The sequence below is a fragment of the Streptomyces sp. HUAS MS02 genome (genome assembly GCF_055702265.1).
On sequence record NZ_CM146747.1, the window covers coordinates 9,745,745 to 9,760,364 of the forward strand.

A 14,620-nucleotide genomic window follows, 5' to 3' on the forward strand; every position below is an offset into this window, starting at 1 on the left:
CGATGGGCCAGAACACGGCGAGCGGCCCGGCCGGAGCCCCGACGCGGCCGGGCGGGGCACCCACGGCCGACGTGCTCGTCACCGGCATCGGGGTCACCGCCCCCAACGGGCTGGGCGCGAACGCCTGGTGGCAGGCCCTGCTGCGGGGCCGCAGCGGCATCGCACCGCTGACCCGCTTCGACGCCTCCCGCTACCCGGTGCGCCTGGCCGGTGAGATCCACGACTTCGTCGACGCCGACCACGTCCCCAGCAGACTGCTGCCCGAGACCGACCGGGCCACCCGCCTCATGCTCTGCGCGGCCAGGGAAGCCATCGAGGACTGCGGCGCCGACCCGGCGGGCCTGCCCGGCCACGCGGCCGGTGTGATCACCGCGAGCTCCGCCGGCGGCACCGAGTTCGGCCAGCGCGGACTCGCCGCGCTGTGGAACAAGGGCGCCCGCAACGTCAGCGTCTACCAGTCCTCCGGCTGGTTCCACGGCGCCGGCCCCGGGCAGATCGCCATCCGGCACCAGCTGCGCGGCACCGGCTCCACCATCATCAGCGAACAGGCCGGCGGCATCGACGCCCTCACCCGCGCCCGGCGCCGCATCCGCGAGGGCGCGCAGCTGATGGTCACCGGCGGCGTGGACTCCACCCTGTGCCCGTGGGGCTGGGCGGCGCACCTGGCCGACGGCCGCATGAGCCGCACCGCCGATCCGCTGCGCGCCTACCGGCCCTTCCACGCGGCCGCCGACGGCCACGTGGTGGGCGAGGGCGGGGCGCTGCTCGTCGTGGAGGACGCCGAAGCCGCCGCGCGGCGCGGGGCGACCGGCTACGGCATCGTCGCCGGCTGCGCCGCCACCTTCGACGGGCCCGACGCGCCCCGGCTGCGGGAGGCCGCCCAACTCGCCCTCGACGACGCGGGGGTGACACCGGGGGAGATCGACGTGGTCTTCGCCGACGGCGCGGGCGAACGGGCCGGCGACCTCGCCGAGAGCGCCGTGCTGTGCGCACTGTTCGGGCCCTACGGGGTGCCCGTCACCGTCCCCAAGACGATGACCGGCCGCCTGGCGGCGGGGGGTTCGTCCCTGGACCTGGCCGCAGCCCTGTTCTCCCTGCGCGACGAGGTCATCCCGCCCACCACGGGCACCGGCCCCGTCGCCCCGGACTGCCCCGTCGACCTGGTCCTCGACCGCCCCCGCCCCCGGCCCGGCCTGCGCACCGCCCTGGTCCTCGCCCGGGGCCGCGGCGGCTTCAACGCGGCAGCCGTACTGAGGGCGCCCGGCGCGTGAGCCGGGCCGGGCGGGACCGGACACCCGCCGTGACGACGCCCCGCCCGGCCCCGCCCGGCCGCGCCCGGCCCGGACACCACGGCACCGCACGGCGCGTGCGGCCCTAGGCCGATTCCCGGTGGCCGGGCTCCAGGCCGGCCAGCTCGCGGGCCAGGCGGCGTTCCAGGGCAGACAGGGGCAGGTCGGTGCGCAGGCGTTCGGGATGACCGGGGGGCAGGCCCCGCAGGGGAGCCCGACGGGCCGACGCCTCGTACGCCGACGTCTCGCCGCACACCGCCAGCAGTCCGTAGACCACGAGGCCGTCCCACAGGCCGCGCACGAGGCGGAGACAGGGACGCAGGGGCTTCACCGTGGGCCTCCTCAAGGCCTCGCTCTTCGGGTGGCCACCGTCCGCCGCGGTCCTTGAGCGCGCGCCGCCTCCCGGTGGAGCGGGGCCGGGCGCGCCGGCGCGCCCGACCGGGCGCGCCGGTGGGCAGGACGACACGGGCCGGCGCCAGGCGGCCTGGTGGCGGCGCGTCGAGGGCTCGGCACACGGACCGGGCCGGCAGCCCGCGACCTGCGCCGCCCCGGCCGGGCTCCAGTGGAGGTCGAGCGGGGCACGTGCGGATCACGAGCGGTTCCGGACAGGGTCGAAGGCACGGCCGCCGGCAACGCCGAAACGAGAGGCCCCCGGATGCCGCCCGTGTGGCGCGGGACCGCCGCTCGGGCGGGACCCGCGGCCGGGAACCTCCCACCGGCGCGGCGGCGCCGCCTCGACCAACGAAGGGTGTGGACGATGCCCGAACCGCGAGTGCACCGTGCCGTCAGCGACGTGACCGCCTCGGCCCCGGCCGGCGTGCTGTACGGGCTGATCGCCGACGCCACGCAATGGCCGCTGTTCTTCCCGCCCTGCGTCCACGTGGAGCAACTGGACTTCGACGGCAGCCGGGAACGGCTGCGCCTGTGGGCCGCCGCGGGGGAGAAGGTCAGCTCCTGGGTCTCCAGCCGGCACCTGGACGTGGCCGCCCTGCGCGTTCAGTTCACCCAGGACCTGCCCGAGGCCCCCCTCACCTCCATGAGCGGCGTGTGGACCGTCCGGCCGCTCGGCGACGGCTGCCGGGTGACCCTGGAGCACAGCTTCACCGTCGCCGACGACGCGCCCGCCGACGTGTCCTGGGTGCACGAGGTCACCGCCGCCAACAGCCGCGCCCAGCTCGACCGGCTGGCCTTCCTGGCCGAGCGCTGGACCCGCCTGGACGACCTCACCCTGTCCTTCGAGGACACCGTGCACGTCCACGCGCCCGCCGAGCTGATCTTCGACTTCCTCTACCGGGCCGAGGCATGGCCCGCCGAACTGCCGCACGTGCGCACCCTGGAGGTCTCCGAGAAGGCCGCCGGTGTGCAGGTGATGTCGATGGGCAGCCTCACCGTCGACGGCGCCGCCCACGAGACGGAGTCGGTGCGCATCTGCTTCCCCGGCGCCGGCCGGATCGTCTACAAGCAGACCCGCACCTCCCCGCTGCTGACCGCGCACACCGGCGAATGGCTGCTCGAACCCGACGAGCGGGGCGTCAACCTCACCGCCCGGCACAACGTGCTCCTCGACGAGCGAGGCATCGCGGCCGTCCTGGGCCCGGACGCGGACGCGGCACAGGCCGCCCGGCACGTGCGCGACCGGATCGGGCAGGCGGGGCTGCTGGTGCTGCAGTACGCCACGCAGTACGCCGTCGGCGCGGTGCGTGTCCTGTGACCACCGCCGGACAGCCGACCGCGGGCCTGCCGGCCGCCTCCCGCCCCGCGCGCCGCAGCGGCGGCGAACCCGAGCGCGCCGCCCGCCTGGAGGCCGCGCTCGCAGACCCCTTCGACCCCGCCAACCCTCACGGCCACCTGGCGCTGCTGCGCGCCGACGACGCCCGCGAGGTGCCCGAGGCCACCGAGACCCTGCTCGCCGACGCGGGCCTGGCCGCCGAGTTCGTCCCCACCGACCTCGGCGGGCACCTTCGGGACCTGGAACGGCTGGCGCGGGTGCTGCGCCCGCTGTTCCGCCGTGACCTGGCACTCGGCTACGGCTTCGGCATCACCTCGCTGTTCGCGGCCTCGGCCGTGTGGACCGCGGGCGACGACGCCCAGCGCCGCACCCTGGCCCGGGTGCTCAACGGCGGCGGACGGATCTCGATCGTGCACCGCGAGGTGGCGCACGCCAACGCCATCCTCCGGCACGAACTGCGGGCCGTAGACGCCCCCGGCGGCGGGTTCCTCCTCAACGGCCGCAAGGACGCCGTCATCAACGCCGACCGCACCGACACCTTCGTCGCCTACGCCCGTACCTCCGCCCAGGACGGCCCCGACAGCCACTCGGTGCTGCTGCTGGGGCCCGAACCGCCGGCCTCCGGACAGGTACGGCGGCTGGAGCGGGTCCACACGCCCGGCATGCGCGGAGCACGTTTCTGCGGACTGGAACTCATCGACGTGCCCGTGCCCGCCACGGCCGTGGTCGGCGAGGTCGGCGACGGGGTGTCGCTGGCGCTGCGCAGCTTCCAGATCAGCCACTGCCTCATCCCCGCCACCGTCCTGGCCGGCGTGGACAGCGTCCTGCGCCAGGCCGTGCGCGCGGCCACCGCCAACCGCCCCGAGGGCCGGCCCTCGCGCCGTCGGCAGCGGGCGCTCGCCGGGGTCTTCGCCGACCTGCTGGCCTGCGACGCGATGGCCGTCACCGGACTGCGCGCGCTCAGCCTCCTGCCCCAGGACGCCTATCTGCTCGCCGCGGCCGTCAAGTACACGATGCCGGACCTGCTGCGCGAGAACCTGGAGGAGCTCGCCGCCGTGCTCGGCGCCCGCGGCTACGACCGCGGCCCGCTCTACGGCGGCTTCCAGAAACTCGCGCGCGACCTGCCGGTGGCCGGACTCGGGCACTCGGGCACGGCCGTGTGCCAGGCGGTGCTCGTGCCCCAGCTGCCCACCCTGGCCCGTACGACGTGGTTCCGGTCCGCGGAGCCGCCGGCCGCCCTGTTCACCCCCGGGGCGCCGCTGCCCGTCTTCGACCACCGCCGGCTCGCGCACTTCGGCACCGACGACCTGCTCACCGCGTCCCTGATCGGCGCCGCCGAACGACTCTCGGCCCGGACCGGCGGCGGCCCGCTGGAGCGTGTCCTCGCCGCCCTGGCGCGGGCGTTCGTCGACGAGCTGAAGGTGCTGCGCGCACGGTGCGCCGCCCTGCCGGCCGCCGGCGGCACCGCCTTCGACCCGCAGGCCTGCGCCCTGGCCGACCGCTACGCCCTCGTCCTGGCCGCGGCGGCCTGCCTCGGTGTCTTCGAGCACCAGGACGGCACCGACGCCTTCCTGGCCGACCCCGCCTGGGCGGTGCTCGCTCTCGGACGCATCGGCCGCAGACTCGGCGCCGACGTGCCCGACGTACCGGCCCAGGCCGAGCACACCGTCCTGGCCGAACTGCTGCAGCGCTGCCGCGACGGACACAGCCTGGACCTGTACGCGACCCGGCTGGCCGGCTGAGACGGCCCGGCCCCACGCGCACCCACGCCGGGGCCTCGCCCCCTCGGCACCGACACCGGCACCGGGCACCGGGCACCGGCGCCGGGCCGGGGACGCCGGGCGCGAGGACGCCGTCCGGGTTCCGACGGCGCGGGCGTGCCCGGCGTCACCGCCCCCCATGACCGCCTCCCTGTTCTGCGCGGGCGGGCCGGGAGACCACGACACGCAGGGAGACGACGATGAACCGGGTCAGATGCGCGGTACCCCTCCATGTGCCGCGGCCGGCGGGGCCCTGGCGCGGTGTGCAGGAGGACCTCGCGCGGCTCGGCAACGCACTGGTGTACACGACGTGGAGCGAGTGGCTGCCCAGTGTCCTGACCACCCCCCGGCTGCGGGAACTGCTCGGCCGTGACTGGCACCGCTACCGGCGTACGCCCGACGCCGCCGTCCGCTACCGGTTCGCCGCCGCGCGGCTGCTCATCAAGTACACGGCAGCCGCGGCCCTGGTCACCCCGCCGCAGTACCTGGAGATCGCCTACCGCCTGGGCGGACGGCCGTATCTGCGCGGCTTCGACCAGATCGAACTGAGCCTCAGTCACACCGGCGACCTGATGGCGGTCGGGCTCAGCCGCACCGGCCGCATCGGCGTGGACGTGGAGCCCGCCGACCGCCTGGTGCGGCTGGACCTGCTCCAGAAGCAGATCCTCACCCCCGCCGAGGCGCGCGAGGTGGACGCGATGCCCGAGGACCGGCGCACCGCCCACATCCTGCGGCTGTGGACCCTCAAGGAGGCCTACAGCAAGGCGCTCGGCCAGGGACTGCGGCTGGGCTTCAACGAGTTCGGCTTCAGCCCGGGCGGCAGGCTGCGCGCCCCCGACGGAAGCGCGGCCAGCCGTGGCGAGTGGGACTTCGCCACGCACCCGGTGATGGACCGTTACCTGCTGAGCGTGGCCTGTCACGACGCGGGCCTGAACACCGCCGACGACACCTCCGTGCACACCATGCTCGACCGCGGCTTCCTCTCCGCCATGCAGCCCAAGGCCCCGGAGGAGCGCTGACACCCTCCTGACGGCTCATCGCGGGTTCACGCCCCCGGCACGCGTACGCCCCCGGCACGCGTACGACCGCAGCACGTGCCCCCCGGCACATGTCGAGGGATGCTCCGGCGGGCCTGGAGCGGTGTCGGCGCGGTGTCAGTCGTGCGGCGGTACGCCCCGGCACGCTTGCTGCCGGAGCGATACGCCCTCGGGCGGCTCCCGGGCCCCCGGGGGCGGGGCCCGCACCGGACCGGCCGCCGCGCCGGGGAGGGGGAACCATGGCGAGGCCGAGGCGCCCGCGCTCCGGGCGCGACCGGGTCCGCGGCGGCACCGCCCCCTCCGGCCGCCCCACCCGCACCGCGCTGCCCGTGACCCGGCAGCAGTACGACGTCCTGCTCGACTGCCTCGCCCACGCCCGAAGCGGCAGGCACGTCGAGCAGCTGACGTGGCGCTGGCAGGGACCGCTGGACCCCGACCGGCTCGCCGCCGCCTGGCAGTCCGTCACCGCCCGCGAGAGCGTCCTGCGTTCGTCGTTCGCCTGGGGCCCGACCCCCCGCCTGGTGGTCCACGACCGGGCCCGCATCGAGGTCGTACGGCATCCGGCGGGCAGCGTCGACTTCGCCCGACTGCTGGCCGAGGACCGGCTGCGCGGCTTCGACCTGCGCCGCCCCGGCCCGCTGCGCGTCACCCTCGTCGACGTGCCCGGCCGCGGCACGTTGGGGCCGGCGCCGTCCGGGACGCGGATGCTGCTGACCTTCCACCACGCGCTGCTGGACACCGCCAGCGTCTTCGTGCTGCTGGAGGAGTTCTGCCGGGCCTACCTCGCCGACGGGGTGCTGCCCGGCGGCGAGCGCAGGCCGGACCTGCGGGACTGGACACGCTGGCTCGACGGACAGGACCCCGCCCCGGCCCGGGAGCTGTGGAGCCGGACCGTGCCCGCCGGCGACCCGGCGCTCCTGCCGCTGCTGCCCGGCCCCGACACCCGGCAGACCGGCTGCGGCCGCGCCGAGGTACGGCTCAGCGTCCGCGAGGCCGGCCGGCTGCACCGCTGGGCCGCCGCCCGGGCCCTGCCCGACTCCAGCACCCTGCAGGCCGTCTGGGCGCTGCTGATCCACCGCGCGCAACGGGTGCCGGGAAGCCTGCCGGTGGGCTTCGGCGTCACCGTCTCGGGGCGGGGCATCCCCCTGGACGGCGTCGAGCGACTGGTGGGGCCCCTGCGCACGAGCCTGCCGATGGTCGTGACCGTCGACCCCGAGCAGCCGCTGGGCCGGCTGCTGGCCGCCCTGCGGGACCGGGCGCTGGACATGGCGGCCTACGAATGGGTCGCCATCGGGCAGATCCACGAGTGGACGGGGCGCGCCGCGACCGGCGGAAAGCTGGTGGAGAGTCTGGTGGCCGTGGCCGGCGGGCCCCGTCCGCCCGCCGGACTGCGTGCCGGACTGGGCGCGGCCGGAGTACGCCTGGAGATGGAACACGCCGACGGCGCGCACCCCGCCGTACCCGTCGCCCTCCTCGCCCACCGGAGCGCGGACGGCTCCCTGCGCCTGAGCGTGGTCCACGACCGGGCCCGGGTCTCCGACCGGGACGCCCGCCTGCTGGCCACGCACTGTGCCCGGCTGCTGCGCCTGCTGCCCCTCACCACGGGCGGCGAGACCGTCGGCGAGGTGCTGTCCGCGCTCGGCTCCGACCTGCCGCCCGTCATCGCGCCGCCGCGCCACAGCCGGCGCACCGTGCGGCTCCGGCCGCGCCCCACGGGTTCCACAGGCGGCGTCGACCGGGCCCCGAGCGAGTCTTGACACCCTGAGGCGACCGACCACGAAGGAGGCGCCCATGAGCGAGCGCGTTGAGGAGTTCCGGGAGATCGACATGGCGGTGTTCGGGATGGTTCCGGTGGGCGTGGCGCCGCTGCTCAGGCTGGCCGGGGCCGACGACGAGGACGAGGAGTTCCTCACCATCGTCCGCAGCATCGACTGAACACGATCCAGGGCCCGTTCGAGGGGGAGGACGAGAAGGAACATGTCGCTGTCGAAGCAGCGCCCGGCCGCCGTGCGGGTGCCCGCCGCGGTCGAGGCGTTCCTGAACGACCCGGCCGAGGTCGCGGCGTTCACGACGATCCGCCCCGACGGTTCGCTCCACGTCGCGCCGGTGCGCTTCACCTGGGACCCGGCCGCCGGGCTGGCCCGGGTCATGACGGTCGCCTCCTCGCGCAAGGCGAGGAATCTGCTGGCCGCGCCGGGGAGCCGGGTGGCACTGTGCCAGGTCCACGGGTTCACCTGGGTGACCCTGGAGGGCACCGGCACGGTCGTCGACGATCCCGCGCGGGTGACGCTGGGCGCGGGCCTCTACGCCAAGCGGTACTGGTCCGCCCCTCCCAACCCGCCCGGCCGGGTGGTCATCGAGATCGCGGTCGACCGCGTCCTGCACCTGAACACCTGAACACCACCCGGGGGACCACACGGCGGACGCGGGCGGGGGCGGCACCGGAACACCTCCGGTGCCGCCCCCTGAACCCGTCCGAACACGGCCGAACCCGGACGAAGGGCTCACCCCGCCGTCGTCGGCGGCGGCGGGGTGCCGTCGGCCCACAGCAGCCGGAACGACAACAGGCTCAGCCGCCACCCCCCGGGCGTCCGGCGGGCCTCGCCGTCGACGAACGTCCCCGTGGCGAACAGCGGCTCCAACTCCCCCTGCGGGCGGGCATGGTGGGCATGGTGGACATGGGTGGAGATCAGGTTGGCGCGCAGCACGGCCCGCTCGCCCTCCACCGTCACCACGGGCGGGGAGCCCAGGTGCTGGGTGGCCGCGAACGCCTCGAGTGCCGCACGGTGGTAGGCGGCCATGCCCCGGGCGCCCTGGTGCCGGCTGATCGGGAACGCCACGACGGCGTCCTCGGTGAACAGCCCGGCCGCCCAGGCGTCGTCGAGTTCCTCGTCGTCGAGGGAGACGAAATAGCGGGCGAGAAGGTCGGCGACGTCGGCGCGGGATTCGCCGACGTCGGTGGGGTGATCTCCGGTCCGAGCGGATTCATCGATGGTCCGAGTGGAGTTCATGCCTGAGAATGCCGCCGATATACCCCCGCCCGGCAAGTGCATTTGACAAAGATCTGACGTTCCCGACGTTCTTCTGGCATTCCTTGCAGAAGACCTGTACCTATGGCTATTTACCGCCGTCGAAAGCCCTCGCGATACTGGCCGTACACCAGTGAGAAGAGGACAAATGAATTTCTTCGACGCGGATGTCATTGTTGTGGGGGCGGGTCCCACCGGACTCATGCTCGCGGGTGAACTGAGGCTCAATGGAGTCTCGGTTACCGTGCTGGACAAGCTGGACGAGCCGATTCGTGAATCACGTGCTCTGGGATTTTCGGCGCGGACCATCGAGGAGTTCGCGCAGCGTGGACTCATGGCCCGCTTCGGTGAGGTCGGCGTCATTCCGGCCGGTCATTTCGGCGGCGTGCCGCTGGACTACCAGGTGATCGAGGGCGGCTCCTACGGTGCCCGCGGCGTCCCGCAGGCCCGCACCGAGGGCGTCCTGGGCGGCTGGGCGGTGCAGCTGGGCGCCGTGGTGCGCCGCGGCGTCGAGGTCACCGGCGTGGACCTCGACGACGACGGCGTGAGCGTCACCGTCCAGGGCGCGGACGGCGCCGGCCGCCTGCGTGCCCGCTACGTGGTGGGCTGCGACGGCGCCCGCTCCCTGGTGCGCCGGGCCGCCGGCATCGACTTCCCCGGCACCGAGCCCACGCTGGAGCTGCGGTTCGCCGACATCACCGGCGTGAGCCTGCGCCCCCGCTTCAGCGGCGAACGCGTGCCCGGCGGCATGGTCATGGTGATGCCGCTCGGCCCGGACCGCTGCCGCGTCATCTACTACGACGCCGCGCAGCCGTTGCGCACCGCCGACGGCCCGATCACCTTCGAGGAGGTCGCCGAGGCGTTTCGGCGGCTGTCGGGCGAGGACATCAGCGGCGCCACCCCGCTGTGGGTCAGCTCCACCACCGACGTCAGCCGGCAGGCCGCCCAGTACCGCAAGGGCCGCGCCTTCCTGGCCGGCGACGCCGCCCACGTCCACCTGCCGATCGGCGCGCAGGGCATGAGCGCGGGCATCCAGGACGCCGTCAACCTCGGCTGGAAGCTGGCCCTGGAGATCAAGGGCCGGGCTCCCGAGGGGCTGCTGGACACGTACCACAGCGAACGCCACCCGGTCGGCGCCCGCATCCTGACCAACACCCTCGCCCAGCGCAGCCTCTACCTCGGCGGCGACGACATGGAGCCGATGCGCGAGGTCTTCGCCGAACTGGTGAGGGCCCACCCTGGCGTCCAGCGCCACCTGGTCGGCATGGTCACCGGCCTGGACATCCGCCACGACGTCGGCGGCGCCGACCACCCGCTGCTGGGCCGCCGGCTGCCCGAGCGCGACCTGGTCGTCGCCGGCGAGAAGGTCTCCAGCACCACCCTGCTGCACGCCGGCCGGCCCGTGCTGCTCGAACTCGGCGGGGACCACGGCCTCGCCCGCGCGGCCGCCGGCTGGCAGGACCGCCTCGACACCGTCGCCGTCGAGTTCGACTGCGACGTGCCCGTGGACGGCATCCTCGTCCGCCCCGACGGCTACGTCGCCTGGGTCGGCCCGGCCGGCACCGGCCCGGACGGCCTCACCGACGCCCTCACCCGCTGGTTCGGTTCCGCCGGCTGACAACAGCCGCGCACCGGCAACTCGTCCGTATCCAAAGGAAGCGAAGGACCCATGCCCAAGATTTCCGTCGAGGACAAGCACCTGACCGTCCTCAACCTGTTCACCACCGACGCTCCCGAGAAGCAGGACAAGCTGATCGAGGAGATGACGAAGATCGTCGACGCGGCGACGTACGAGGGCTGGATGTCCTCCACCGTGCACGCCGGCGTCCAGAGCCCGGGCACCGCCAACTTCATCCAGTGGCGCAGCGGCGAGGACCTGGAGAAGCGGTACTCGGGCGAGGAGTTCAAGCACCGCACGCTGCCGGTCTTCGGCGAGATCACCACCTCCATCCGCCTGCTGCAGAACGAGGTCAGCTTCGTGCTGACCCAGCCCGGCCAGGGCGGCGTCGCCGACATCGGCCCGCACCGCGACGACTACACCGTCATCGGCGTCTTCGGCGTCGAGGCAGGCGACCAGGACGAGCTCCTCGACGCGCTCGGCGAGGGCCAGAGGTGGTTCCTGGACGTTCCCGGCTTCGTCTCGCACGTCGTCCTCAAGGGCCTGCGCGCCCGCGGCCTGGACGGTCTGTTCGTCGTCTCCTACTCGCAGTGGGAGAGCAAGGAGGCCTTCGAGGCCTACCGCGACCAGCCCGCCGAGCAGTGGCCCGAGGGCCGTGCCAAGGCCGTGGGCCGGGTGCGCGCGGTCGCCACCTCCGCGGACGTGAACACCTACCAGGTGGTCCACACCCGTTCCGCCGGCGAGTGAACCCGGCGCGTCCTTCGTGACGCGCCGCCCCGCCCGCACGCCTCCGGACTGCCCGGCCGCCCACGGTGTGCCGGTCCGTCCGGAGGCGTACGCATGCCCGCACCCGGGTCCGCACCCGGGTCCGTGCCCGCCGTCACCGGCTCCGGCCGGACTCAGGCGCTGCGCGGGCCGGGCGCTACCGCCGGGCCGCACTGTCGAGGCGTCGGAGAGCCAGCGCCGAAGCCGGCGAAACGAACGAAGCGAACCCCTCCACGCACACGCCGAGGAGCCAAACCTATGCACAGCACGCTCATTGTCGCCCGGATGACAGCCACCTCGAGCACCGACGTGGCCCGGCTGTTCGCCGAGTTCGACCGGACCGAGATGCCCCACCGCATGGGAACGCGGCGCCGCCAGCTGTTCTCCTACCGGGGCCTGTACTTCCACCTCCAGGACTTCGACGAGGACAACGGCGGCGAGCTGATCGAGGCCGCCAAGCAGGACCCCCGCTTCGTGCGGATCAGCGCCGACCTCAAGCCCTTCATCGAGGCATACGACCCCGCGACCTGGCGCTCCCCGGCCGACGCGATGGCCACGCGCTTCTACCACTGGGAGGCGTCCGCGTGAGCCGGCGTCGCGTTGTCATCACCGGCATCGAGGTGATCGCCCCCGGCGGTGTGGGCAGGGAGAAGTTCTGGCAGCTGCTCAGCAGCGGCCGTACCGCCACCCGCGGCATCACCTTCTTCGACCCCTCCCCGTTCCGCTCCCGGGTGGCCGCCGAGGCCGACTTCGCCCCCTACGAGCACGGCCTGAGCCCCCAGGAGGTCCGCCGCCTGGACCGGGCCGCGCAGTTCGCCGTCGTCGCCTCGCGCGGCGCGGTCGCCGACAGCGGCATCGACCTGGCGGCGCTGGAGCCCCACCGCGTCGGCGTCACCGTCGGCAGCGCCGTCGGCGCCACCATGGGCCTGGACCAGGAGTACCGCGTCGTCAGCGACGGCGGCCGCCTCGACGTGCTGGACCACACCTACGCGGTGCCGCAGCTCTACGACTACATGGTGCCCAGCTCCTTCGCCTGCGAGGTCGCCTGGGCCGTCGGCGCCGAGGGCCCCTCCACGGTGGTCTCCACCGGCTGCACCTCCGGCATCGACTCCGTCGGCTACGCCGTCGAGCTGGTCCGCGAGGGTTCGGCGGACGTCGTGATCGCCGGCTCCTCCGACGCGCCGATCTCACCGATCACCATGGCCTGCTTCGACGCGATCAAGGCGACCACACCCCGGCACGACGAACCCGAGTGCGCCTCCCGGCCCTTCGACAAGACCCGCAACGGCTTCGTCCTCGGCGAGGGCGCCGCGTTCTTCGTCCTGGAGGAGCTGGCAAGCGCCAAGGAACGCGGGGCGCACATCTACGCCGAGATCGCCGGCTACGCCACCCGCTCGAACGCCTACCACATGACGGGCCTGCGCCCGGACGGCAAGGAGATGGCCGAGGCCATCGACCTCGCCCTCGCCGAGGCACGGCTCAACCCGGAGGCGATCGACTACGTCAACGCCCACGGCTCGGGCACCAAGCAGAACGACCGGCACGAGACCGCCGCGTTCAAGCGCAGCCTGGGCGAGCACGCCTACCGCACCCCGGTCAGCTCCATCAAGTCGATGGTGGGCCACTCGCTCGGCGCGATCGGCTCCATCGAGATCGCCGCCTCCGCGCTGGCCATGGAGTACGACGTGGTCCCGCCGACCGCGAACCTCCACCACGCCGACCCCGAGTGCGACCTCGACTACGTGCCCGTCGTCGCCCGCGACCAGCTCATCGACGCCGTCCTGACGGTCGGCAGCGGCTTCGGCGGCTTCCAGAGCGCCATGGTGCTCGCCAGCCCGGAGAGGAGCCTTCTATGACCGCCTCCGTGGTGGTGACCGGCCTGGGCGTCGCCGCGCCCAACGGCCTGGGCGTGCAGGACTACTGGTCGGCCACCCTGTCCGGCAAGCACGGACTGGGCCGGGTGACCCGCTTCGACCCCTCGGACTACCCCAGCCGACTGGCGGGCGAGATCCCCGGCTTCGTGGCCGAGAACCATCTGCCCAGCCGGCTGCTGCCGCAGACCGACCGGGTCACCCGGCTGGCGCTGGTCGCGACCGACTGGGCGCTGAAGGACGCCGGAGCCGACCCCGCCGCGTTCGCCGAGTTCGACATGGGCGTCATCACGGCCTCCGCCGCCGGCGGCTTCGAGTTCGGCCAGGGCGAACTGCAGAACCTGTGGAGCCGCGGCAGCCAGTACGTCTCCGCCTACCAGTCCTTCGCCTGGTTCTACGCCGTCAACAGCGGCCAGATCTCCATACGCAACGGCATGAAGGGCCCCGCCGGGGTCGTCGTCAGCGAGGGCGCGGGCGGCCTGGACGCCGTCGCGCAGGCACGCCGGCAGATCCGCAAGGGCACCTCCCTGATCGTCACCGGAGCGGTCGACGCCTCCATCTGCCCCTGGGGCTGGGTGGCGCAGCTGACCACGGGCAGACTGTCCACCAGCGACGAACCCGCCCGCGCCTACCTGCCCTTCGACCGCGACGCCCGCGGTTACGTGCCCGGTGAGGGCGGCGCCATCCTCATCACCGAGGACGCCCAGAGCGCCCGCGCGCGGGGCGCGAGGATCTACGGGGAGATCACCGGCTACGGCGCCACGATCGACCCCCGGCCCGGCAGCACACGCCCGCCCGCCCTGCGCAAGGCCGTCGAGATCGCCCTCGCCGACGCCGGCGCCGACGCGCGTGACGTCGACGTGGTCTTCGCCGACGGCGCCGGCGACGCGGCCGGCGACCTGATCGAGGCCCGCGCGATCAACGACGTGTTCGGGGAGCGGGGCGTGCCCGTGACCGTGCCCAAGACGATGACCGGCCGCCTGTACTCGGGCGGCGCGCCGCTGGACCTCGCAGCCGCCCTGCTGTCGATGCAGGACGCGGTCCTCCCGCCCACGGTGCACATCGACCCGTGCGCGGACTACGGGCTCGACCTCGTCCTGGGCCGGCCCCGCCCGGCCGAGGTGCGCACCGCCCTGGTCCTGGCCCGCGGCAACGGCGGCTTCAACTCCGCCATGGTCGTCCGCCGCCCCGCCTGACCCACCGGACGCCAACCAACGACCCCCTGCGACGAAAGGACCCACCCATGACCGCCAAGCTCTTCACCCTCGCCGACCTCAAGCGCACCCTGCGGGAGGCCGCCGGGGTCGCCGAGGGCGTCGACCTGGACGCCGACATCCTCGACACCGAGTTCGAGGTGATCGGCTACGAGTCCCTGGCCCTGCTGGAGACCGGCAGCCTCATCGAACGCGAGTACGGCATCTGCCTGGACGAGGAGGCCGTCGGCGAGGCCAACACCCCGCGCGCCTTCATCGACGTCGTCAACGCCCAGCTCGCGCCCGCCCAGGCCGCCTGAAAGGAGCAC

The 14,620-nt window shown here is 74.2% G+C and carries 15 protein-coding genes; 13 read left to right on the forward strand and 2 right to left on the reverse strand.

Annotated elements, in window-relative coordinates; genetic code table 11:
• Window positions 1-2: 2 nt before the first annotated feature.
• On the forward strand, window positions 3-1,271 hold the full coding sequence (locus ACZ9QC_RS42160; RefSeq protein ID WP_472921966.1) for a ketosynthase chain-length factor: 1,269 nt from the start codon (window positions 3-5) through the stop codon (window positions 1,269-1,271).
• Between the two features lie 103 nt (window positions 1,272-1,374).
• Here the strand turns inward: ACZ9QC_RS42160 and ACZ9QC_RS42165 are convergent, their stop codons facing one another.
• A complete protein-coding gene (locus ACZ9QC_RS42165) occupies window positions 1,375-1,620 on the reverse strand; it encodes a DUF6059 family protein (protein ID WP_472917962.1) in 246 nt (81 codons plus the stop codon).
• 426 nt (window positions 1,621-2,046) lie between these two features.
• Here ACZ9QC_RS42165 and ACZ9QC_RS42170 point away from each other — a divergent pair, with 426 nt between their 5' ends.
• The 6 genes from ACZ9QC_RS42170 to ACZ9QC_RS42195 all read left to right on the forward strand — a co-directional run bounded on the left by ACZ9QC_RS42170 (window position 2,047) and on the right by ACZ9QC_RS42195 (window position 8,212).
• A complete protein-coding gene (locus ACZ9QC_RS42170) occupies window positions 2,047-3,000 on the forward strand; it encodes an aromatase/cyclase (protein ID WP_472917963.1) in 954 nt (317 codons plus the stop codon).
• Window positions 2,997-4,760 carry an acyl-CoA dehydrogenase gene (locus tag ACZ9QC_RS42175; protein WP_472917964.1) on the forward strand — a complete coding sequence of 588 codons (1,764 nt, stop codon included), beginning with the start codon at window positions 2,997-2,999 and terminating at the stop codon, window positions 4,758-4,760. The genes ACZ9QC_RS42170 and ACZ9QC_RS42175 overlap by 4 nt, the downstream gene beginning before the upstream one ends.
• 218 nt (window positions 4,761-4,978) lie before the next feature.
• Window positions 4,979-5,797 carry a 4'-phosphopantetheinyl transferase family protein gene (locus ACZ9QC_RS42180; protein WP_472917965.1) on the forward strand — a complete coding sequence of 273 codons (819 nt, stop codon included), beginning with the start codon at window positions 4,979-4,981 and terminating at the stop codon, window positions 5,795-5,797.
• 257 nt (window positions 5,798-6,054) lie between these two features.
• Window positions 6,055-7,572 carry a condensation domain-containing protein gene (locus ACZ9QC_RS42185; RefSeq protein WP_472917966.1) on the forward strand — a complete coding sequence of 506 codons (1,518 nt, stop codon included), beginning with the start codon at window positions 6,055-6,057 and terminating at the stop codon, window positions 7,570-7,572.
• Window positions 7,573-7,606: 34 nt separating this feature from the next.
• Window positions 7,607-7,750 carry a hypothetical protein gene (locus tag ACZ9QC_RS42190; protein ID WP_184903525.1) on the forward strand — a complete coding sequence of 48 codons (144 nt, stop codon included), beginning with the start codon at window positions 7,607-7,609 and terminating at the stop codon, window positions 7,748-7,750.
• 42 nt (window positions 7,751-7,792) lie between these two features.
• On the forward strand, window positions 7,793-8,212 hold the full coding sequence (locus tag ACZ9QC_RS42195; RefSeq protein ID WP_472917967.1) for a pyridoxamine 5'-phosphate oxidase family protein: 420 nt from the start codon (window positions 7,793-7,795) through the stop codon (window positions 8,210-8,212).
• Between the two features lie 107 nt (window positions 8,213-8,319).
• Here the strand turns inward: ACZ9QC_RS42195 and ACZ9QC_RS42200 are convergent, their stop codons facing one another.
• Window positions 8,320-8,826: a nuclear transport factor 2 family protein gene (locus ACZ9QC_RS42200; RefSeq protein WP_472917968.1), complete on the reverse strand. Its 507-nt coding sequence runs from the start codon at window positions 8,824-8,826 to the stop codon at window positions 8,320-8,322.
• 220 nt (window positions 8,827-9,046) lie between these two features.
• Between ACZ9QC_RS42200 and ACZ9QC_RS42205 the strand changes: the two genes are divergently transcribed.
• The 6 genes from ACZ9QC_RS42205 to ACZ9QC_RS42230 all read left to right on the forward strand — a co-directional run bounded on the left by ACZ9QC_RS42205 (window position 9,047) and on the right by ACZ9QC_RS42230 (window position 14,611).
• Entirely contained in the window at window positions 9,047-10,462 is a 1,416-nt protein-coding gene (locus ACZ9QC_RS42205; RefSeq protein WP_472921967.1) for an FAD-dependent monooxygenase, read from the forward strand.
• Window positions 10,463-10,513: 51 nt separating this feature from the next.
• Complete coding sequence (locus ACZ9QC_RS42210) at window positions 10,514-11,209, forward strand: antibiotic biosynthesis monooxygenase family protein (RefSeq protein WP_472917969.1); 696 nt, start codon at window positions 10,514-10,516, stop codon at window positions 11,207-11,209.
• Window positions 11,210-11,485: 276 nt separating this feature from the next.
• Window positions 11,486-11,815: a TcmI family type II polyketide cyclase gene (locus tag ACZ9QC_RS42215; RefSeq protein WP_184903535.1), complete on the forward strand. Its 330-nt coding sequence runs from the start codon at window positions 11,486-11,488 to the stop codon at window positions 11,813-11,815.
• Window positions 11,812-13,083, forward strand: coding sequence for a beta-ketoacyl-[acyl-carrier-protein] synthase family protein (locus ACZ9QC_RS42220; protein WP_472917970.1), 1,272 nt, complete (start codon window positions 11,812-11,814; stop codon window positions 13,081-13,083). The genes ACZ9QC_RS42215 and ACZ9QC_RS42220 overlap by 4 nt, the downstream gene beginning before the upstream one ends.
• Window positions 13,080-14,294 (forward strand): ketosynthase chain-length factor, encoded by a 1,215-nt coding sequence (locus ACZ9QC_RS42225; RefSeq protein ID WP_472917971.1) that lies wholly within the window; start codon window positions 13,080-13,082, stop codon window positions 14,292-14,294. The genes ACZ9QC_RS42220 and ACZ9QC_RS42225 overlap by 4 nt, the downstream gene beginning before the upstream one ends.
• A gap of 47 nt (window positions 14,295-14,341) precedes the next feature.
• Complete coding sequence (locus ACZ9QC_RS42230; protein ID WP_184903541.1) at window positions 14,342-14,611, forward strand: acyl carrier protein; 270 nt, start codon at window positions 14,342-14,344, stop codon at window positions 14,609-14,611.
• The last annotated feature ends 9 nt before the right edge of the window (window positions 14,612-14,620 follow it).